This is a genomic window from Streptomyces sp. NPDC046197 (assembly GCF_040646295.1).
Classification (GTDB): Bacteria; Actinomycetota; Actinomycetes; order Streptomycetales; family Streptomycetaceae; genus Streptomyces.
This window is the reverse complement of record NZ_JBEYZY010000039.1, coordinates 33,759-53,834: the sequence shown is the minus strand read 5'-3', so window position 1 is coordinate 53,834 and position 20,076 is coordinate 33,759. Positions and strand designations below refer to the sequence as shown.

The following is a 20,076-nucleotide window of genomic DNA, read 5'->3' as shown; positions in this document are numbered from 1 at the left end:
GTCAGTGCGGCGGCCCGGGGAGCGCGTCGAGGGCGGCCAGGACCTCGCTCGGGCGGATCTTCAGCAGCGCGGGGTCCGGTCGGCGGCCGTGCGGGTCGCCCTCCGGGCCGTGCCACAGCGCCCGGTGCCGGGGGCCGGCGGGCGGCCCCCAGCGGCTGGGCGGAACCGGGCCGCACAGGGTCACGGACGGGGTGGCATGGGCGACGGCGAGATGGGCGATGCCGGTGTCGCCGCTGACGACGGCGCGGGCGGCGGCGACCAGGGCCGAGAACCGGTCGAAGGGCAGGCCGCCGCCGAACACGTCGGTGTCGGGCAGCCGGGCCTGCTTGGCCAGGGTGGCCACGAGGTCGCCCTCCTCCGCTCCCCCGGTGACGACGACGCGACGGCCGCCCTCCCGCAGGACCCGCGCGACCGCCGCGAACCGCTCGACGGGCCAGCAACGAGCCGGTGATCCGGCGCCCGGGTGCAGCACGACCGCGCCGGGGGCCGGGGAGGCTCCGGCGGGGCGGGGCAGCCGCAGGTCGGTGGGGCGGGCGTCGATGCCGTACCACCGCAGCAGCCGGCACCAGCGGTCCCGCTCGTGCTCCTCGGCGTACCAGGGCGGTCCCGCGATCCGTGGTGTCCCCGGGTGCGCGAAGGCGAACAGCCGCGCGGGGCACAGGTCCGCCAGGAGCCGGTGGCTGGGCGGACCGTTGCCGTGCAGGTCGACCGCGACGTCCGGGGGCGGGCCGGTCCAGCCCAGGCGGCGCGGCACGGCGCGGCCGGGGGCCGAGGCGGGCAGGAGCTGGTCGACGGCTCCGGTCGCGGCGGCGAGCGGTGCCAGCTCGGCCGGCGCGGCGAGCACCAGTTCGTGGCCGGGGAACCCCCGGCGCAGGGCACGCAGGGCCGGAATGGCGGTAAGCAGGTCACCGAGACCGAGCGCGCGCAGGACCAGGAGACGGCGGGGCAGGCGGGGCACGGTCATCGGGCGCTCCTCTCCCAGCTCCCAGCACGGCGTGCGGGCGATACGGGGCCTACGTCGCGAGGCGGCCGCCATCGGGTGCCCTCCGCCGCACGGGCCGGAAGCAACCGTCAACGGGCACGCTCCCCCGTCCGGGCGGTACGCGGCCGAAGGCGCGAGACGGCCGTCATAACGCCCCCTCCCGCCACGCGGGCAGTACGGCCTACGCCGCGAGACGGCCGTCATCGATTGCGCTCCGCCCCACGGGCCACAAGCGGCCGTCATCGGGCGCTCTCCGCCGCGCGGGCCATCAGGGCCGTCGAGGAACGGCCGTCGAGGTATGGCAGCAGGACCGCCTGCCCGCCCCATTCCTCCAGCAGTGCCGCCTCCGGCAGTTCGGCGCCCGCGTAGTCGCCGCCCTTGACCCAGACGTCCGGGCGCAGTTCGGCGAGGAGGCGCTCGGGGGTGTCCTCGTCGAAGACGGCCACGGCGTCGACGCAGGCGAGGGCCCGCAGCACGCGGACGCGGTCGGCAAGCGGGTTGACCGGCCGGCCGTCGCCCTTGCGGCGTCGCACCGAGGCGTCGGAGTTGACGCACACCACCAGGCAGTCCCCGATCCGCCGGGCGGCCTGGAGCAGCCCGACGTGCCCCGCGTGCAGCAGGTCGAAGCAGCCGCCGGCGGCGACGACGGTCCCGCCGCCGGTCCGCACCCGGGCGACGACTTCGAAGGGGTCGTCGGCGGTGCGCGGGCCGTCGGCTGTGGCAGCCCGGGAGCCGTCCGCGGTGACACCCGGGACGTCGCGGGCCGCGGCGCGGGAGCCGTCCGCGCGGGCCCGGCAGCCGTCGGCCGATGACGCGCCGTCGGCGGGGGTGGGGGCCCGGCCGGACCCGGAGGCGGATGCGCCGGTGCGTGGCGGGTCGGGCAGGCCGCCCGCACCTCCGGCGCCGACGAACGCGGTCGCCTCCGCGACGGCGCCCTCCACGGCCTCTCCGACCAGGGCGCCGTCGGCGAGCAGCCCGGCCGCCGCGGCGGCGAAGCGGTCGCCGGCCCCGCAGGGGTCGCCGTGGTGGGCGGCGGGCGCGGGCACGAGCAGCGGGTGCTCCCCGTACGAGAGCAGCGCCCCACGCGCCCCGAGGGTCACCGTGACGGCGGCGACGCGCCAGTGCCGTACCAGTGCGGTGGCCTCGTGGGCGACGTCCCACAGCTCGTTGCCCCGGCCGCCGTCGGACGCGCCGCCGGGCACGGCACCGTGGGCCTCGCGTGTCCGGTCGGTTCCGTCCGGCCGGACGAGTGCCCCGGCGAACTGGTGGGCCTCGGACCGCGCCGGTGTCACGAGCCTCGTCCCCGGCACCGGCGGGCCACCCCGCGGATGCGGGTCCCAGACGGCCGGTGGGCGCCCGCACAGCTCGTCCCGGAGGGCGTCCGCCGCGCCCCGGCCGTAGTCGGAGACCAGGACGGCGGGGGCGCCGCCGAGCGCCGCGCGGGCCTCGTCGGTGGCCCCGCGGACCCGCCCGGTGCCGCGGTCGAGGCGGACGACCGGACGGCCCTGCGCCAGCACGCGGGTCTTCTCCGGCAGTGCGCCGGTCGTGGGGAGCGGCACCAGGGTCAGCCAGGGCTGGAGGAGCCGGCGCAGCTCGCGGCCGGCCGGGTCGTCTCCCAGGCCGGTGATCAGCGTGACGTCGCGGCCGTCGCGGGCGGCGAGGTACGCGGTGAGGGCGGCGCCTCCCGGTCGTACCCGCTCCGCGCAGTCGGCGACGACCGGCACGGGCGCGTCGGGAGCGAGCCGGTCCGCGTGACCGGTCAGGTCCCGGTCCAGCAGCGCGTCACCGACGACGACGAGGGGTGCCTTGCCCGCCATGTCACCTCCCGCCCCGTTCCAGCGCCGCGTCGAACGCCGCGCAGACCATGTGCACCGCGACCAGGTGGAGTTCCTGCACGGTCGCCGTGGAGGCCCCGGCCACGCACAGTGCCTCGTCGCTGCCGGCGCTGAGCGGGTTCGGGGCGGGCCCGGTCAGCGCCCACACGCGCAGGCCCGCGGCGCGCCCCGCGGCGGCCGCGGACAGCAGGTTGGCGCTGGCTCCGCTGGTGGACAGCAGCATCAGTACGTCGCCGCGGCGGCCGTGGGCGCGCACCTGGCGGGCGAACACGGCGTCGACGCCGTAGTCGTTGGCGATGGCGGTCGTGCTGGAGGTGTCGGCGTGCAGGGCGATGGCCGAGAACGGCGGCCGGTCGTCGCGGTAGCGCCCGACGAGTTCGGCGGTGAGGTGCTGGGCCTGGGCGGCGCTGCCGCCGTTGCCCGCGGCGAGCAGCCGTCCGCCGCCGCCGAGGACGCGGGCGAGTCGCTCGCCCCAGCGCTGGGTGATGTGCGCGGATCCACGGAACCGTCCGAGGGCGACGAGCAGTTCGTCGCAGTGCCCGGCGACGGCTGGGGTCCGGACGCTCATGACGTCACCTCCTGGGTCGGTTCGGCGGCGGTGCCGGCGCGGTTCGGGGCGGCCGTCTTCGGCGGGCGCCGGCATGAGTCGTTCGGGGCCGTTCGCGGCGGCAGCCGGTGGGCGGAGTGCATCACGCCACCTCCGACTTCAGGTCGTGCCCGGCCACGGCCCGCCGGTAGACCTGTTCCGCGCCGTCGGCCACCCGCCGCCAGGTGAAGCGGGCGAGGACGCGTTCGCGGCCCGCGGCTCCGTAGCGGCGCCGCAGGCGGTCGCTGCCGAGCAGGTCCCGGGCCGCGGCGGCGACGGCCGCGAGGTCGCCCGCCGGGACGAGCCGGCCGGTGCGGCCGTCCGCCACCGAGTCCCGGTGGCCGCCGACGTCGGTGGCGACGACGGGCACCGCACACGCCATCGCCTCCAGCGGCACGATCCCGAACGGCTCGTACGACGGGGTGCACAGCACCAGGTCGGCGCTGCGCGTCAGCGCGGGCATCCGGGCCGGGTCGACGGCGCCGAGCAGCCGTACCCGGTCGCCGACGCCTTCCTCCACGGCCGTCTTCAGCAGTCGTTCGGCCTCGGGCTCGGTGTGCAGCAGGCCGGCCGGTGGGCCGCCGGCCACGAGGAGTTCGGTGCGCGGGATCCTGGTGAGCGCGCGGATGGCCTGGTCGTAGCCCTTGCGGCGGACCAGCCTGCCGCAGGCGAGAATGCGGTGGCGCTGCCCGCGCGCGGGCACGTCGGCGAGGTCCGTGCCGGGGCGGAAGTGGTCGGCGTCGACCCCGCAGGGGACCACGGACACACGGCGCGGGGAGATGTCCATGCCGGCCAGCTCGTGCACCTCGTCGGTGCAGGTCGCCAGGACCCGGTCGCAGATCCGGCCGATCTGCCGCTCGACGCCGATGCGTTCCGGCGGACTGGTGTCCGCCCGGCCCTGGTGGCGCCGTTTGACGGTGCCGAGGGCGTGGAAGGTCTGGACGACCGGGATGCCGTGCGGGCCCGCCCCGAGCAGGGAGGCCATGCCGGACATCCAGAAGTGGGCGTGCACCACGTCGGGCCGCGCGCGGCCCCATGCGCGGGCGAGGTGGGCGCCGAAGGCGGGCATGTGCTCGAACAGGGCGTCCTTGGGGATGGACCGGGGTGGCCCGGCCGGCACATGCTCGACGACGGCGCCGCCGGGCAGCGGCACGCGGTCGGGCAGGTCGGCCGAGTCGCGCCGGGTGTAGACGGTCACGTCGTGTCCGCGGCGGGTCAGCTCCTCGGTGAGCCGGGCCACGTACACGTTCTGGCCACCGGCGTCGACGCCGCCGAGCGCGGCGAGCGGGCTCGCGTGCTCGGACACCATGGCGATCCTCACCGGGTCACCTCCTTCAGCAGCCGCTCCCAGTCGTCCAGGAAACGGGGCAGTCCGTAGCGGGCGAGCGCCGCGGCGCGCGCTCCCTCGCCGACCGTGCGGGCGTGCAGCGGGTCGGCGACGAAGTCCCGTACGGCGCCGGTCAGTACGTCCATTCGGTTGGAGACCACCCCGGCGCCCGGGGGCACCGCCTCGGTGACCTCGGTGGTGGCGAGGGCGACCACGGGCATGCCGAGGTGCATGGCCTCCAGCAGGGACAGGCCGAGGGAGGTCCAGCGGACCGGGTGGAGGTAGACGCGGCGCCTGGCCATGGCCACGTGCAGGTGGCGCTGGACCAGTTCGTGGGAGCGGCAGCGCCGTGGCGGCAGACCGAGACGGCCGGCGAGGCCGTCGGTCCCCATGCCGAAGACGTCCAGCGGGGCCGCGTCGGCGAACGCCGGCAACAGGTCCGTGCCCGTGGTACGGCCGCGCCGCACGGGCTCGTTGACCACGACGGCCGCGTGTGGCAGCTCGCCCGTCCACAGCGGGCCGGGGTCGACGATGCCGTGCTCGACGACGGCGGTCTCGGCGCCACCGGCGTCCCACATCAGGCGGTTGAAGTGGGTGACGTGGACCAGGCAGGACACTCCGGGCAGACCGGCGGCCGGGTGTCGGGTGTCGGGGACGTCGCCGTGCGGGGCGTTGTGCTCCAGGTACACCATCGGCGGGCGGCGGCCCAGCCACTGCCGCACCAGGTCGTACTCGTGCGGGCGTTGCAGCACGACGAGGTCGATGCCGGCGTCCCGCAGGCGCTCCGGCGGGAGTTCGGTCACCGAGTCGGGCCAGTCGAAGGTGCGGGCCCGGCCGAGACCGTCGGGCCCGCGGTCCGGGGTGACGGGGACGACGTAGGTGTGCGGGCCCTGGACGAACGCGGTCGTCCAGGAGCCGTGCACGTGCCAGATCAGGATCCTCACGCCTGCATCACCTTCTCCACGGCGGCGAGCACGTCGTGCGCGGTCACCAACTCCAGGCAGGGGTGGCCCGGGACCGGGCAGATCCGGGCCCGGCTGTCCGCGCAGGGCGCGTTCTGGTCGCCGAGCAGCACATGGGGCACGCCGTAGGGGCGCCAGCGCTCGGCCGGTACGACCGGGGAGAACAGGGAGACCACGGGGGTGCCGACGGCGGCGGCCAGGTGGGCGGGGCCCGTGTTGCCGGTGACCACCGCCTGGGCGCCGGCCAGGACTCCGGCCAGTTCCGCCGCGACGGTGCGGCCGCCGAGGTCGAGGCCGGGCCGGCCGGCGACGTACGCGGTGAGCTCCTTCTCGCCCCGGCCGCCGGTCACCACGACCCGGTGTCCGGCCGCGGCGAGTTCCCGCACGGCCTGCGCGCAGCGCTCCCGGCTCCAGGACCGGGCGGGGACGCTGGCTCCGGGGTGCAGCACGACGTACGGTTCCGGGCCGGTCAGGCCGGTGGTGTCCGGCGGGGGCAGCACTCGCGGCCGCCCGTCGTCGACGCGTGGGAAGCCCGCGGCCCCGGCCAGGTCGAGTGCGGCCTCGGTCTCGTGGGCGTGCGGGGCCCGCCGGTGGCGTACGTCGAGCAGGGAGCCGGGGTAGTCCACGCTGTCCGCGGCGATGCGGCCGACCCCGGCGAGGCGCAGCAGCAGGGCGGTGGGCAGCGGGGACTGGTGGAGGGAGGTGAGGACGAGGGCCGTGTCCGCGTCGACGGCGTCGAGCAGTCCCTCGGTTTCCGCGCGGTCCACGGGCGGTGGCTCGAACCCGGCCCACGGGGCGTCCCAGACGAGCACCTCGTCCACGCCGGGCAGCATGCGGGCTGCGGGCTCCCCGCGTGGCCCGCACAGCAGCGTGACCGTGTCGGCGCGGGCGGCCACGGCGCGCACGGCGGGTCCGGCGAGCAGCACGTCGCCGAAGCTGTCGAGACGGCTCACGAGAGCCTTCACCGGGGCCTCCGGCGGCTTCCGCCCGAACCCTCGGCGACCTCGCGGTAGGCGGCGGCGATGGGCCGTTCGTCGGCCAGGACGCGGCCCCAGGGCGGCCCGGCCAGCACCGCGCGTACGGCGGTCGGCAGGTCGGCGGCGACGTGCTCGGCGGCGGCCGTCTCCTGCGGGCGGGTCTGCGCGGTGGGGACGAGGATGCCGTGGGCGCCGGCCCGGCGGGCGGCCTCCGTGTCGGCGCCGATGTCGCCGATGACGACGATGTCCGCGGGCGGGGTGCAGACCCTTCCGGCCGCCCACAGAACCATCCCCGGCTGCGGCTTGCGGCAGTGGCAGCCGTCGCCGGGGGCGTGCGGGCAGACGGCCCACACGTCGAAGGGCCCGATGAGGTCGTCGACGCGTTCGTTGACCCGGCGCACGTCCGCGGCGCTGACGAGTCCGCGTGCCACGCCCGACTGGTTGGTGACGACGCCGGTGCGGATGCCGTGCGCGCGCAGCATGCGCAGCGCCTCGCGGGCGCCGTCGACCGGGCGGACCCGGTCTGGGTCGCCGTTGTAGGGGACGTCCTCGACGAGGGTGCCGTCGCGGTCGAACAGCACGGCCCTGACGGGGTTCACGGCGCCACCTCCGCCCAGTCGGGGGCGTTGCGGTGGCGCCACATCCCGCTCAGCCAGTGCCAGGTGGCGACGGGTGGGATGAGCACGCTGCTGGCGACCATGGTGGTCACCTCGTACCGGGTGCGCGGACCGGGCGCGATGCGGGTCCAGGCGAACTCCGCGGTACCCGCGGCCCAGCCGAGCACGGCCAGGGCGGCGGCCCGGCGCCGTCCGGCCGCGGCCAGCGCGCAGGCGGCCGCGCCGGCGGCGGTGATGGCGAGGTGGGAGCGGATGCGGCCGCGCGGGGCCACCGCCTTCTGCCACCAGTCCGGGCCGTGCAGGTGGCGCATGAGGGCGTCGTCGGCGTTGCCGCGCTGGGCGCGCAGGGACACCCACCGGTCGGCGGGGCGCACGGGGTGGCGGGTGGTGCGGCGGCCCTGCCGGATGCGCCAGCCGCCGTCGAGGATGCGCAGCGCGAGGTCGGCGTCCTCGCGGAAGGCGCGCCGGAAGCGTTCGTCGAAGCCGCGGACCTGTTTGAGAGCCGCGGTGCGGTAGGCCATGTCGGCGGTGATCCAGCGGGCCTGGGCGAGACCGGCGGTGTTGCGTTCCCAGTCGGTGGGGCGGCGTTCGCCGGGCAGTGGTACGGCGATCACGCCCTGGACGGCTCCGGTGTCGGGGCCGGACTCGGCCAGGTCCTGCGCCAGTTGGTCGCACCAGTGCGGCCCCACCTGGACGTCGTCGTCGAGGAAGGCGACCCAGGGCGCGGTGACCGCGCGCAGGCCGGTGTTGCGGGCGGCGGCGGGTCCGCGGCCCCCGCTGGTGAGGACCGTGGTGCGGGCGCGCAGGTCGCCCAGGACGCGCAACGGGTGGTCCAGCGCGTCCGGTTCGGGCTCGGGCCGGTCGTCGACGAGGACGATCTCGTCGGGCCGGGGCCCGGTGGCGGAGACGAGCGCGGCCAGGCAGTCGGCCAGCGTGTCCCGGGCGAGCGTGGGGATCACCACGGCGTAGGCGGACCCGGTGGTGGCGCGGCTCATGCGTACGCCCTTGCCCGGCGCACCGCGTACGGGCCGATCGCCAGCAGGTCGACGGGTGCGGATCCGAAGCACTCCAGCGCGTCGCGCGGGTCGTCGACCATGGGCCGGCCGGCGGTGTTGAGGCTGGTGTTGACCACCACGGGCAGTCCGGTGCGTCGTTCGAAGGCGCGCAGCATCCGGGCGACCAGGGGTTCCTGCCGCTCGTCGACGGTCTGGATGCGCGCGGTGCCGTCCACGTGCACGACGGCGGGGATGCGGTCGCGCCAGTCGCGGTGCACGTCGTGCACGAACAGCATGTAGGGGCTGGGCAGCGGCCCTTCGAACAGCTCGTGGGCGCGCTCGGCGAGGACCATGGGGGCGACCGGCCGGAACTCCTCGCGGCCCTTGACCCTGTTGAGCCGCTCCAGGTTGTCCGCCCGGCCCGGGTGGGCCAGCAGCGAGCGGTGGCCGAGGGCGCGGGGCCCGTACTCGCTGCGGCCCTGGAACCAGGCGACGACTCCGTCGCGGGCGAGTTCCGCGGCCACCGCCTCGGCGATGTCGTCGGGCCGCTCGTACGGCACGGCCGCTTCCTCCAGCCGGGTGCGCAGTTCCTCGTCGCTCCAGCCGCGGCCGAGGTCGGCCCCGGGGATGGGCCGCGGGGTCTCCTGGTCGCGGGCGGCCAGGTGCAGGGCTCCGCCGAGCGCGGTGCCGGCGTCCCCGGCGGCGGGCTGCACCCACACGTGCCGGTACGGGCCCCGCGCGGCGATACGGGAGTTGGCGACGCAGTTGAGGGCGACGCCTCCGGCCATGGTGAGGGCTTCGCCGCCCGCCTGGCGGTGCAGCCAGTCGACGAGTTCGAGCAGGACCTCTTCGAGGACGGCCTGGGTGCTGGCGGCGAGGTCGGCGTGGTCCTGGGTCCACGGCTCGCCCTTGGCGCGGGGCGGGGCGAGGCCGAGCCAGTCGACGCCGTGGGCGCGGAAGCCGCCGTCGCCGGTGGGATGGACGTGCCGGCGCAACTGGGGCAGGAAGCGGGGCTTGCCGTAGGAGGCGAGGGCCATGACCTTGTACTCGTCGCTGCTGCGCAGGAATCCCAGGTGTTCGGTGAGCTCCTCGTAGACCAGGCCGAGGGAGTCGGGCAGCGCCTGCGCGGCGAGCGCGTCGAGCCTGCCGTCGCTGAAGCGTCCCGCGAGGTGGGAGGCGGACTCGCCGCGGCCGTCGAGGACGAGGACGGCGCTGTCCGGGTGCGGGGAGGCGGGGCCGGCCGAGGCGGCGTGCGCGACGTGGTGCGCGACGAAGACGACCTTGGCCGGGTCGAGCCCGGGCAGCGCCTCGGCGAGGAACTCGGGGGCGCGACGGGCGTACTCCAGGCGCAGTGGGTCCCAGGGGTCGGACAGTCCCATCTCGGCGGCGGGCCGGGCGAGGGCCGGGTCGAAGGAGTACGTGACCGCGTCCAGCTCGCCGGGGCGCAGGCCCGCGCACTCCAGGCACCAGCGGGCGGACAGTTCGGGCAGTTCCCACGCGGAGAAGGGCACCGGGCGCTTGCCGTGCTTGCGGCGGCTGAAGCGCTCCTCCTCGGCGGCCGCTACGGTCCTGCCGTCGACGACGAGGGCGGCGGCCGGGTCGTGGAACAGGGCGTTGACACCAAGGATGCGCATGGGCGGCTCCGTCCCGTTCGGCGGGGTGGGGCTTCCGGCTCAGGGTGCCGCGCTGCGGCTGTCTCAAACACGTGAAGGTAACTTGCGGCGAAAATAGATGATTTTTCACTGCATGTCAGTCTTTTATCACCCGGTGTGCACGCCTGTGACCAGTACGTTTCGAGTCACTGCGGTCGACTGTCAGGCGTCACGGGGCGGGTCACGCGGCCGCCGCGCGGGCGAACCAGCCGATGGTGCGCTCAAGGCCCTCGGTCCAGTTCACACGCGGCTGCCAGCCCAGCCGTTCGCGGGCGAGCCGGGTGTCGGGGCGGCGCCTGCCGGGGTCGTCGACCGGTCGGTCGACGAAGCGGATCCGGGAGGTGGAACCGGTCAGTTCCACGATCCGGTGGGCGAGCTCCAGCACGGTGATCTCGTCGGAGCCGCCGATGTTGACCGGACCGGCCTCCTCGGAGGCGGCCAGGGCCAGGACGCCGTCGACGGTGTCGTCCACGTAGCACAGCGAACGGGTCTGACTGCCGTCGCCCGCGACCGTGAGCGGCAAGCCGTCCAGGGCCTGGGCGACGAAGGTGGGCACCGCCCGGCCGTCGCCGGTGCGCATGCGGGGCCCGTAGGTGTTGAAGATGCGGACGATGGCGGTGTCCGTGCCGTGGACGGTGCGGTGCGCGGTGACGAGGGCCTCGGCGAAGCGCTTGGACTCGTCGTAGACGCTGCGCGGGCCGATCGGATTGACGTTGCCCCAGTAGCCCTCGTGCTGCGGGTGCTCCAGCGGGTCGCCGTAGACCTCGGAGGTGGAGGCGAGGACGAAGCGGGCGCCGTCGACGCGGGCGCGCTCCAGGGCGTTGCGGGTGCCGGTGCTGCCGACGTCGAGGGTCGCCAGGGGCAGGCGCAGATAGTCGGCGGGCGAGGCCGGACAGGCGAAGTGCAGGACCAGGTCGAAGCCGCCCGGCAGGCCGCGCATCGCCTCGGGGTCGGTGGCGTCGGCGCGGACGAAGCGGAAGCCCCGTCGGCTCTCCAGTTCGGCCACGTTGCCGTGTGAGCCGGTGGCCAGGTTGTCCACGCACACGACGCCGGTACCGGCGTCGAGCAGCCGCGCGCACAGATGGGATCCCACGAAGCCGGCTCCGCCGGTGACCAGGGCCCGGCGCCAGGTGTGTCCGCTCACGGGGCTCTCCTCACTCTTGCCGTCACTTGCGTGTCGGCCTGAGTAACCCTGTGACTGGATCGCACACCTTGACCGGATTTCGCCCATCACGTCTTCGACGCGTCGCTCTACGTCGCCGCCATGCCTGTCACGCACGGGTCGCATGGCAACTCGCCGTGCCGGTCCCGGTGGTCACCCGGGTCCCGGACTTCAGAACACGACCGACCAGCCCTCCCGCGCGCTCTGTTCGGCGGTGTAGGAAACGCCGTCCGCCTTCAGGCCGTTCGCGTCGAGGAGGGTGATGGCGCCGCCGCGGTTGCCGAGCGGGGTGTCGTCGGTGAGCGGCACGACAAGGCAGGCGCCCGCGGCGAGCAGGCCCGGTGGCACGGCGGAGCCCTTTCCCGGTCCGCCCACGATCCGCCAGCCGGTCAGGTCGACGGGGTCGGGCGAGGTGTTGATCAGCGTGACGCTCTCCCGCTCCGGCGCCGGGCCCTGGGGGTTGACCAGTGCGGCGACGATACGGACCGGCTGCGCACCCGGCTCCGGGCGCGTGGTGTCGACGGCTTCCAGGGCGTGGCCGGTGACGTCGTCCGTGTGCCAGGCCTGGCTCTGGAAGGCGAGGTAGATGCCGACCCACCGGGACTGCGCGGGGAAGTGCAGCAGGAGGCCGCCGTCCTGCCAGACGCCGTCGTCGCCCCGGAAGCGGGGACTGTTGCCCTGGTTCATGTGGACGTCGTGGACGCCGTTGCCGGGCTGGAAGCCGAACACCTTGTCCTTGCGGCCCGGTTCCGGTCCGAAGCGCGAGCCGAAGACGTACAGGCGGGCATTCGGGTCGTCGACCGCGCGCAGCACGTAGTGGTCGAGCAGGTCGGCCAGGTCGTTGTCCGGGCCCTCGGCGTCCGGCGGGAGGGTGCGCATCCCGGCCGGGTCGAAGAGGTTGCCGCGCAGGAAGTCGAGGTTCGCGCCGCCGGGACCGGGCGGCAGGGTGTTCCAGCCGCCCGGCAGGCCCTCCAGGCGGCCCGTGACGGGGTGCCGGAGGTCGTCGTCGACGAGGTAGAGCAACTCGGAGGGGTGCTCCTGGGACAGGACGTTGACGGCGGCGCGGTAGTGCGTGCCGTGATCGTCCGTCAGGTGGATCTGGTAGTGCGGGGTGTCGGCGGCGCCCTCGCGCCGGGTGCCGACCGCCCGTGAGACGAGTACGCCGTAGCTCTTCAGTGGCATGACGACCTGCTCCCCCGGGGCGGGCCGACTGCCCGCCCATGCGAGAAATGGTAGGAGGATGCGACGCTGTGCCGCCCGTTGGTACGGGATCCCGCGGTATTGTTCAGCCTACGCCCGGCCATGAGGAGCCCGCTAGGCCAACCGCGTGAGCGCACAGGCGAACGCCCTGCTCAACACGCTGGTTTCTCTAAGATCGTTACGTGGTCAACTTCCTTCTCGCACGTACGCCGCCGCTCTCCCCCGACGAGGCGTGGCGCCGCCTCACCCAGTGGCCCCACCACGCCGACGTGGTCCCGCTGACCCGCATCACCGTGGTCACGCCCGGCCCCACCGGCGAGGGCACCCGGATCGTGGCCCGTTCGGGGATCGGCCCGCTCGGTTTCGACGACCCGATGGAGGTGACCGTGTGGCGCCCGCCGGCCGGCGACGAGGCGGGCCTGTGCCGGCTGGAGAAGCGGGGCCGGGTGGTGCTGGGCTGGGCCGAGATCGAGGTACGGCCGGGTCCGGGCGGCCGGGCCCGCGTGCTGTGGCGCGAGGAACTGCGCGTGCGTTTCCTCCCCGGTTTCCTCGATCCCCTGCTGGGGGCGTCGGCGCGGGCGGTGTTCGGACGGGCGGTGAACGGGCTGCTGAGAAGGCCCTGACGGTTCTCCGGCGGTTGACCGCCGCCTCTTGTCCCCGGCGGGCGACCGCCGCCTCTTGCGAAGCGGCGGTCGCGGCGCGGTCGTTGGCACCGGCCGGACGGCCGGTCACCCTTGCGCCCAGGGCGCGGGGCGGAGCCCGTCAGCCGTGGGTGCTGGGGACGTAGTAGTAGCAGTCGTGCCGCCATGTGCTGTCGCCCTGCAGGTTGGCCAGCACGCTGTTGCCGGTCTGCCGGCCCACGACACCGTCGGCGCTGACGCCGGAGGCGGACTGGAACCTCTCGACCCAGGTCCGGGTGCCGGACCCGAAGCTGCCGTCCACCCCCAGCGGGCGGCTGTGACCGGTCCGCGCCGCCCAGTTGTTGACGGCCTCCTGCACGCACTTCACTCCCCAGCCATGGCTCCCGTACCGGAGCGGGGCCGCGGCGGTCGAGGCGTCGGCCGTCATGGACAGACCGCCGGTGGCGACAGTCACGGCGGCGGCCAGCAGGCCGATCCTCGCGGTCAGTTTCCGAGTGGACATCTGCTTTCCGTTCGTTCGTCCGGATGGGAAACGGTGGCCCGTGACAGCGGTGCCCGCGGCTTGCGCCGGCCGGGTCCCGCTCGTGCCACCGAATCCTGTCTAGGCCCCTTCCGTTGTCCGGTGTCGGCGAGCCGGCACCGGACAGCATCGGCCGGACAACGACGGCGGAGCCCCGCAGGTCGGACGGGTGGGAGCGGTACTGCCCGCCGCCTCCCGCCGCGTCATGAGCAGGGCCGGCCCGGGGCCGGTTCGGGCACGTACTGCCGCCACGGCCGCGCGGTGACATCGCCGACCGCGGCGCACAGCCTTCGGATCGCCTGGTCGGGGTCGAGGGGCCACAGCCGTACGGTGTGGTCGTCGCTCGCGCTCGCCAGGGTGCGGCCGTCGGGGCTGAAGGCCACGTCGTCGATCGGCCCGGTGTGGCCGGCCAGAGCGGTACCCAGCTGGGACGGGTGGGCCGGATCGGTGACGCTCCACAGGTCCACGGTGTGGTCGTCGCTGCTGCTGGCCAGGGTGTGACCGTCCGGGCTGAAGGCGACCGCGTACACGAAGCTGGCGTGACCGGCCAGGGGCTGGGCCAGGGACAGCGGCCGTGCGGGGTCGGTGACGTTCCACAGCCGTACCGTGTGGTCGACGTTGGCCGTGGCCAGGGTCCGGCCGTCGGGGCTGAACGCCACTCCGTACACACCGCCGCTGCGGGCAGCGAGCGGGCGGCCCAGCTGGACCGGCCTTGCGGGACGGGTCACGTCCCACAGCCGGGTGGTGTCGTCCGCGGAGGCCGTGGCCAGCACATGCCCTCGGGGGCTGAACGCCACGGCGGTGACCGGTCCGGTGTGGACGGTGAGCGGCTCGCCCAGGGCGGTGGCGTTCACCGGCCGGGAGACGTCCCACAGGCGGACCTGATGGTCGTGCAGGCCCGCGCTCACCAGGGTCCGGCCGTCCGGGCTGAAGGCGACCGAGTTGACCTCGCCCCGGTGGCCGGTGAGCGGCCGTCCCACGAGCGCCGTCCGAGCGGGGTCGCGCACGTCCCACAGCCGGATGGTGCCGTCCCGGCCGGCGCTGGCCAGGAGTGTGCCGTCGGGGCTGAACGCCAGTTTCCGTACGGCGTTGTGATGGCCGGTGAGAGGGTGGCCGAGGGGTGTGGGCCGGGACGGGTCGGCGACGTTCCACAATCGTACGGTGCTGTCGGTGCTGCCGCTGGCAAGGATGTGCCGTACGGGGCTGAACGCCACGGTGTTGACGTAACTCGGGTCCGGTTCGACGGTGTTCGGAAGGCGCCAGAGCCTGACGGTGTGGTCGGCCCCGGCGGAGGCCAGGCTGTGCCCGTCGGGGCTGAACGCCAGCCAGTAGACGTATTCGGTGTGACCGGTGAGGGGCTGCCCGATCGGCACCGGCGCGGACGGGTCCATGACATTCCAGAGGCGGACGGTGTGGTCGGCTCCGGCGGTGGCCATGACCCGTCCGTCCGGGCTGAAGGCGACCGCGTACACGGTGTCGTGGTGATCGGTCAGGGGCGCTCCGAGCGGCACCGGGGCGGCCGGGTCCGCGACGTTCCACAGCCGGACGGTTCGGTCGTTGCCCACGCCCGCCAGGAGGCGGCTGTCGGGGCTGAACGCGACGGCGTACACGGTGTCCTTGAAGCCGGTGAGCTGCCCCAGACGCCGGGGGCGGCCGGGGTCGGCGACGTCCCACAGCCGAATGGTGTGGTCGTGCCCCGCGTCGGCGAGGGTGCGGCCGTCGGGGCTGAACGCGGCCGAGGCCACGGCACCGTGGTCGTGTCCCTTCAGCGGTTGCCCGAGCCGTTGGGGGTGGGCCGGATCGGCAACGTTCCACAGCCGGACCGTCCCGTCGTCGCTCGCACTGGCGAGGGTGCGGCCGTCCCGGCTGAAGGAGACGGAGAAGACATAACTCCCGTGGCCGGTCAGCGGCGGCCCCCAGGGCGCGGGGTGCGCCGGGCGGGTGACGTTCCACAGCCGGACCGTGCGGTCGCGCCCCGCCGCTGCCAGGGTGCGGCCGTCGGGGCTGAAGGCGAGCCAGTAGACCCACTGGCTGTGGCCGTCGACAGGGCGGCCGAGCGGTACCGGGTCGGCCGGGTCCGCGACGTTCCACAGGCGGATCATGCCGTCCGCTCCCGCCGCTGCCAGGGTGCGGCCGTCGGGGCTGTAGGCCACCGCATACACGGTGCCGCTTCCGGCGGTCAGGAGCCTGGCCGCCGGGGCCCCGGCGGCGCTGATCAGGTCGGTGCGCAGCTCCGGCCGGGGGCGGAGGCGGTAGGCGGCGATGTCCAGTTGGGCGGCGAGCGAAGGGTCGGTCTCCCGCAGCTGGCCTGCCTCGGCCTGCACCTCCCCCGCAATGGCGTTGTTGCGCTCGGCCTGGGCGGTCGCACTCTTCCTGAACGCCACGGCGGCGGCCACGGACGCGACGAGGGCCAGCACGCACACGGCGGCGATTCCGGCGCGGCGCAGCCGGGCCGCGCGGCCCGCCTGCCGTACGGACGCGGCGAGGAACTCCTCGACGCGGGGGCCGGGGTCCAGCCCGTCGCCACGGGTGGCGGCCCACTGACGCGCCGCGGCCAGGACGCCGCCCCGGTACAGGGCGCCGGGGTCGCGCCCCTGCCGGTGCCAGACGGTGGCCGCGTCCGTGATCTGCTGGTGCATGAGCAGACCGGCCCGGTCCTCGTCGATCCAGCGGCGCAGCCTGGGCCATGCGTGCAGCAGCGCCTCGTGGGTGATCTCGGCACCGTCCCTGTCCAGGGTGACCAGCCGCGCCCGGGCGAGCAGCTCCAGCACGGCGCCGGTGTCGGGGCCCAAGTCCTCACGCGATACGGGTCGTTTGGTGTCGTCGGTGCCCTCGCCGAGGGCGACCATCCGCAGCAGGACGGAACGGGTGAGCCGCTGCTGGGCGGCGGTCAACTGCTGGTAGAGGGCCTCGGCGGTGTTGGCCAGGGCGTGCGGGATGCCGCCCGCGGCCTCGTAGCCGCTCAGGGTGAGTGTGTTGCCGCGGCGCCGGAGCCAGGTTTCCCGCATGGCGTGGGAGACCAGCGGCAGGACGTTGGCCTGTCCGGTGGCCTCGGCCACGACACGGGCCAGCAGGGCGGTCTCGACGGCGCATTCGGACTGGACGGCCGGCCGGCTGACGGCACGGCGCAGTTCCTCCGTCGACATGGGGCCGACGAGCAGCTGAGCGTCCTGCAGGGCCGCCACGAGTCCGGGGTGTTCGGAGCAGCTCGCGTAGAAGTCGGCCCGGACGCCGATGACCACGCGGGTACGGCTGTTGGCGGCCTGGGCCGCCGTGAGTAACGCCGAGACGAAACGGTCGCGTTCGTCCTTGCTCCGGCAGAGGGTGAAGACCTCCTCGAACTGGTCGACGACCAGCAGCAGATCCGTGTCGTCGGGGCAGTCCGCCTCGGCCAGAGCCTGCAGCACCGCCTGGTGCAGCGCCCGGGGGTCGGCGTTCAGCTCCCTGTGCAGTACCGGGGCCGTGCCCTGTGCGAAGGCCGCGAGCCGGGCCGCGCACTCCTCCAGCGGATGGGCCCCCGGGGTGAACAGCAGGGTCGGCCACCCGGGGCCGCCGTCCGGGCCGCCCTCGCCCAGGCGCGGGACCAGACCGGCCCGGAGAAGCGAGGACTTGCCGGAACCCGACGCCCCGAACACCGCGACGAAACGATCGGTGCGGACCCGGGAGACCAGGTCGTCCGTGAGTCTTTCGCGCCCGAAGAACCAGGAGGCGTCCTCCGCCTGGAAAGCCGCCAGGCCCGCATAGGGGCATGGACGGTCCTGTTCCGGGCCTGAGCCGTCCCGCCCGTTCGGCGACGCGGAGGCGAGGCCCGCGGCGACCTCCTGCCAGCGCGCCTTCCATTCCTCCTCCTCGCCCGCGCACGCCCGGACGAAGGCGAGAGTGACCTCCAGACTGGGCAGCTTTCTGCCGCCTGCCGCGTCCGCGAGTGTGGTCGACGAGTAATGCGCCTTCGCCGCGAGTTGGCGGTAAGTGGGCTTTCCCGCTTTGTCCCGCAGCAGGCGCAGCCCCGCGGCGAAGTCGGTCAATGCGCTGCCGTCGTCCTCCAACGGCTTTTCTTTTCTCGGCACTTGTACTGCCCCCCGGGTCGTGAAGCCTCGCGGCGAGCTTATTGTCCGGAGCCGGTTGTCCGGAGCTCCTTCACCGACACCGGACAACGTGGCGTGCCGTAGAACCGACTTGGCGACGGCGGACGCGGGGGAGCCGCCGACGCCATCCGGGGGCGAAATCAGCGGTCGTCCGGTCGAGACGAATGCCGTGTGAACGCTTCTCCCGGGTTTCACCTTCTCTTCTCCCCGAACGTGAGGAGTTCCGGAAAATGACGACGAACACTCCAGCGACCCGGCACCCGGTGCGGCGCTCCCGGCGGGCTGTTGTCGGTCTGCTGACGGCCGCGGTCGCGGCCGGTGCCCTGGCGGCCGTGCCGGGCCAGGCCTCCGCGGCCACCTCGTCGCCGGTCAGGCCGGCCGCCACCTCGTCGGAGATCAAGCTGGCCCAGCGCGACCTGAACGGCCTGGCCTACGACGCCGGTGGCGTGGACGGTGTCAGCGGCCCCAAGACCAAGGCGGCGACCCAGTCCTTCCAGAGCGACCGGTGCCTCGGTGCCGACGGCGTCATCGGCCCGCAGACGCTCGCCGGACTCACGTCCGTGGTCAAGGAGGTGCAGACCAAGGCCGGAGCCCCGGCCAACGGCGACTACGGCACGGCCACGACGAGCGCGGTGAAGAACTACCAGACCGCCCACCACCTCTCGGCGGACGGCATCGCCGGAGAGCAGACGATGCAGGCCATGGGCATCGAGCGGCTCGTCAAGAGCTGCCACGCCACGACCGCGCTGCGGGCCAGGATCGTGAACACCGCCAAGAGCCAGATCGGGGTCACGGCCGACTCCCGCAAGTGCGTTCCCGGCAAGCCGTACAGCGTGTGCAACGAGTGGTGCGCGGCCTTCGCCACCTGGGTCTGGCGGCAGTCCGGTGCCGACATCCCCTTCATGACGTACGTGCCCAGCGTCTACGACTGGGCCGTCGCGCACCACAGGTGGGTCGGCACCAGCGGCCTCGGCAGCGCGAAGCCCGGAGACCTCATCATCTTCGGCAGCGCGCACAACCGGTACCACATCGGCGTCGTCGACCAGGTCAGCGGTGGAACCGTGCGGGTCGTCTCGGGCAACACGTCCGACCCCGCCCGTCCCGGCCAGTACGGCGTCTACGACAAGAGCTACCCGCTGTCCGGATCCGTCTTCTACGGCCTGGTGCGCCCGTAGCGGGTCACGCCCGGCCGTCCCGCCGGTCCCTGCCGGTGCCCGCGGCACCGGCAGGGACCGGTCCACGGCGCCGCCGGCCCGGGGAGGGCCGGCGGCGCCGGCCATGACCGACCACGGAACCAGAACGGAGAGACAGCGATGACGTATACCCACGCGCGCAGGGGCACGGTGGGCAGGGCCGGGTGGCGGGCCCGCGGGGCGGCGGTGCTCGCCGCCGGACTCGCGGCCCTGTGCATCAACGTCCACGGGGTGGCCCACGCGGCCACCACCGCGGCCACCGGGGCGGCCCGTTCCGCCACCACGGTGCGCGGGCTCGACGTGAGCGGCTACAACCCCCATGTCGACTGGAAGGCGACGGCCGCCAAGGGCGCGGCCTTCGCCTACGTGAAGGCGACCGAAGGGGTCAGCTACACCAACAGCTACTTCTCACAGCAGTACAACGGGGCGGCCGGCGCCGGTCTGATCCGCGGCGCCTACCACTTCGCCCGCCCGGACGCCTCCGGCGGACGAGCGCAGGCCGACTACTTCCTGGCCCACGGCGGCAAGTGGACGCGCGACGGCAAGACCCTCCCCGGCGCCCTGGACATCGAGGCAAACGCGCACGGCGACACCTGCTACGGGCTCAGCCGCAGCGCGATGACCAGCTGGATCGCGGCCTTCGTGAACGAGTACCAGGCCCGGACCGGCCGCCACCCGGTGATCTACACCGCGGCAAGCTGGTGGGCGACCTGCACCGGGAACTACGGGGGTTTCGGCCGGACCGACCCGCTGTGGATCGTCAACCAGTCCGGCACGCCCACCCCGCTGCCCGCCGGCTGGAACACCTACACCGTCTGGCAGACCGCCGCCTCGGGCACCTTCCCGGGGGACCAGGACGTCTTCAACGGCAGCCTGAAGGAACTGAGGACGTTCGCCCTGGGTGACTACACGCCCCCGCCGCCGGCTCCCGGCTGGCCCCTGGTGCAGCAGGGGCAGGCCGGCCGGCAGGTGAACACCGTGCAGTACCTGCTCGGCGCCCACGGGGCGTCCCTCACGGTGGACGGCCGGTTCGGGGCGGGAACGCGGGACGCCGTGGTCGCCTTCCAGCGGGCCCGGGGTCTGACCCCCGACGGCGTCGTGGGGCCGAACACCTGGCAGCACCTGGTCGTCACCGTGCGGCAGGGAGACACCGGGGCGGCCGTGCGGGCGGTCCAGGAGGAGTTGAAGGCCCACGGCGCCGCCGTCACGGTGGACGGCCGGTTCGGGGCCGGAACCCGGGACGCCGTGGTCACCTTCCAGAAGTCCAGGGGGCTGCCCCAGGACGGCGTCGTCGGCGCGAACACCTGGATGAACCTGGTGAGTTGAGGTGAGTTGGGGTGGG

Annotated in this window: 16 protein-coding genes; 3 read left to right on the top strand and 13 right to left on the bottom strand. The window is 74.6% G+C overall.

Annotated elements, in window-relative coordinates:
• Nucleotide 1: 1 nt before the first annotated feature.
• From AB0A61_RS34715 to AB0A61_RS34665, 11 genes are all read right to left on the bottom strand, one after another.
• Nucleotides 2-964: a glycosyltransferase family 9 protein gene (locus AB0A61_RS34715; protein WP_361301485.1), complete on the bottom strand. Its 963-nt coding sequence runs from the start codon at nt 962-964 to the stop codon at nt 2-4.
• 257 nt (nt 965-1,221) lie between these two features.
• Complete coding sequence (rfaE2, locus tag AB0A61_RS34710) at nt 1,222-2,799, bottom strand: D-glycero-beta-D-manno-heptose 1-phosphate adenylyltransferase (RefSeq protein ID WP_361301482.1); 1,578 nt, start codon at nt 2,797-2,799, stop codon at nt 1,222-1,224.
• 1 nt (nt 2,800) lies between these two features.
• Nucleotides 2,801-3,385: an SIS domain-containing protein gene (locus AB0A61_RS34705; protein ID WP_361301479.1), complete on the bottom strand. Its 585-nt coding sequence runs from the start codon at nt 3,383-3,385 to the stop codon at nt 2,801-2,803.
• 121 nt (nt 3,386-3,506) lie between these two features.
• On the bottom strand, nt 3,507-4,724 hold the full coding sequence (locus AB0A61_RS34700) for a glycosyltransferase (RefSeq protein ID WP_361301476.1): 1,218 nt from the start codon (nt 4,722-4,724) through the stop codon (nt 3,507-3,509).
• Entirely contained in the window at nt 4,721-5,674 is a 954-nt protein-coding gene (locus AB0A61_RS34695; protein WP_361301473.1) for a glycosyltransferase, read from the bottom strand. The genes AB0A61_RS34700 and AB0A61_RS34695 overlap by 4 nt, the downstream gene beginning before the upstream one ends.
• Complete coding sequence (locus AB0A61_RS34690) at nt 5,671-6,657, bottom strand: glycosyltransferase family 9 protein (RefSeq protein ID WP_361301470.1); 987 nt, start codon at nt 6,655-6,657, stop codon at nt 5,671-5,673. Before AB0A61_RS34690 ends, AB0A61_RS34695 begins: the two co-directional genes overlap by 4 nt.
• Nucleotides 6,654-7,268, bottom strand: a complete 615-nt coding sequence (locus AB0A61_RS34685; RefSeq protein WP_361301468.1) for an HAD family hydrolase — start codon at nt 7,266-7,268, stop codon at nt 6,654-6,656. The genes AB0A61_RS34690 and AB0A61_RS34685 overlap by 4 nt, the downstream gene beginning before the upstream one ends.
• Complete coding sequence (locus AB0A61_RS34680; RefSeq protein WP_361301465.1) at nt 7,265-8,281, bottom strand: glycosyltransferase; 1,017 nt, start codon at nt 8,279-8,281, stop codon at nt 7,265-7,267. Before AB0A61_RS34680 ends, AB0A61_RS34685 begins: the two co-directional genes overlap by 4 nt.
• Entirely contained in the window at nt 8,278-9,915 is a 1,638-nt protein-coding gene (locus AB0A61_RS34675; RefSeq protein WP_361301463.1) for a carbamoyltransferase C-terminal domain-containing protein, read from the bottom strand. The genes AB0A61_RS34680 and AB0A61_RS34675 overlap by 4 nt, the downstream gene beginning before the upstream one ends.
• 199 nt (nt 9,916-10,114) lie before the next feature.
• Nucleotides 10,115-11,077 carry an NAD-dependent epimerase/dehydratase family protein gene (locus AB0A61_RS34670; RefSeq protein ID WP_361301460.1) on the bottom strand — a complete coding sequence of 321 codons (963 nt, stop codon included), beginning with the start codon at nt 11,075-11,077 and terminating at the stop codon, nt 10,115-10,117.
• A 189-nt stretch (nt 11,078-11,266) separates the two neighbouring features.
• Entirely contained in the window at nt 11,267-12,277 is a 1,011-nt protein-coding gene (locus AB0A61_RS34665; protein WP_361301457.1) for a DUF2278 family protein, read from the bottom strand.
• 200 nt (nt 12,278-12,477) lie between these two features.
• Here AB0A61_RS34665 and AB0A61_RS34660 point away from each other — a divergent pair, with 200 nt between their 5' ends.
• Nucleotides 12,478-12,918 (top strand): SRPBCC family protein, encoded by a 441-nt coding sequence (locus AB0A61_RS34660; protein ID WP_361301454.1) that lies wholly within the window; start codon nt 12,478-12,480, stop codon nt 12,916-12,918.
• Nucleotides 12,919-13,057: 139 nt separating this feature from the next.
• On the opposite strand, the gene AB0A61_RS34655 is transcribed toward AB0A61_RS34660, so the two are convergent.
• Together AB0A61_RS34655 and AB0A61_RS34650 are read right to left on the bottom strand one after the other, a co-directional pair.
• Nucleotides 13,058-13,438, bottom strand: a complete 381-nt coding sequence (locus AB0A61_RS34655; RefSeq protein WP_361301451.1) for a peptidoglycan-binding domain-containing protein — start codon at nt 13,436-13,438, stop codon at nt 13,058-13,060.
• Nucleotides 13,439-13,659: 221 nt separating this feature from the next.
• Nucleotides 13,660-17,523 (bottom strand): WD40 repeat domain-containing protein, encoded by a 3,864-nt coding sequence (locus AB0A61_RS34650; protein ID WP_361301448.1) that lies wholly within the window; start codon nt 17,521-17,523, stop codon nt 13,660-13,662.
• Between the two features lie 248 nt (nt 17,524-17,771).
• Between AB0A61_RS34650 and AB0A61_RS34645 the strand changes: the two genes are divergently transcribed.
• Complete coding sequence (locus tag AB0A61_RS34645) at nt 17,772-18,716, top strand: peptidoglycan-binding protein (RefSeq protein WP_361301445.1); 945 nt, start codon at nt 17,772-17,774, stop codon at nt 18,714-18,716.
• Between the two features lie 138 nt (nt 18,717-18,854).
• Entirely contained in the window at nt 18,855-20,060 is a 1,206-nt protein-coding gene (locus AB0A61_RS34640) for a GH25 family lysozyme (protein WP_361301442.1), read from the top strand.
• Nucleotides 20,061-20,076 lie beyond the last annotated feature (16 nt).

Excerpts from the sequence above, each read along its gene's own strand:
- rfaE2 (WP_361301482.1), bottom strand. The coding sequence starts at position 2,799 with ATGGCGGGCAAGGCACCCCTCGTCGTCGTCGGTGACGCGCTGCTGGAC.
- AB0A61_RS34705 (WP_361301479.1), bottom strand. The coding sequence starts at position 3,385 with ATGAGCGTCCGGACCCCAGCCGTCGCCGGGCACTGCGACGAACTGCTC.
- AB0A61_RS34680 (WP_361301465.1), bottom strand. The coding sequence starts at position 8,281 with ATGAGCCGCGCCACCACCGGGTCCGCCTACGCCGTGGTGATCCCCACG.
- AB0A61_RS34665 (WP_361301457.1), bottom strand. The coding sequence starts at position 12,277 with ATGCCACTGAAGAGCTACGGCGTACTCGTCTCACGGGCGGTCGGCACC.
- AB0A61_RS34645 (WP_361301445.1), top strand. The coding sequence starts at position 17,772 with ATGACGACGAACACTCCAGCGACCCGGCACCCGGTGCGGCGCTCCCGG.
- AB0A61_RS34655 (WP_361301451.1), bottom strand. The coding sequence starts at position 13,438 with ATGTCCACTCGGAAACTGACCGCGAGGATCGGCCTGCTGGCCGCCGCC.
- AB0A61_RS34640 (WP_361301442.1), top strand. The coding sequence starts at position 18,855 with ATGACGTATACCCACGCGCGCAGGGGCACGGTGGGCAGGGCCGGGTGG.
- AB0A61_RS34675 (WP_361301463.1), bottom strand. The coding sequence starts at position 9,915 with ATGCGCATCCTTGGTGTCAACGCCCTGTTCCACGACCCGGCCGCCGCC.
- AB0A61_RS34715 (WP_361301485.1), bottom strand. The coding sequence starts at position 964 with ATGACCGTGCCCCGCCTGCCCCGCCGTCTCCTGGTCCTGCGCGCGCTC.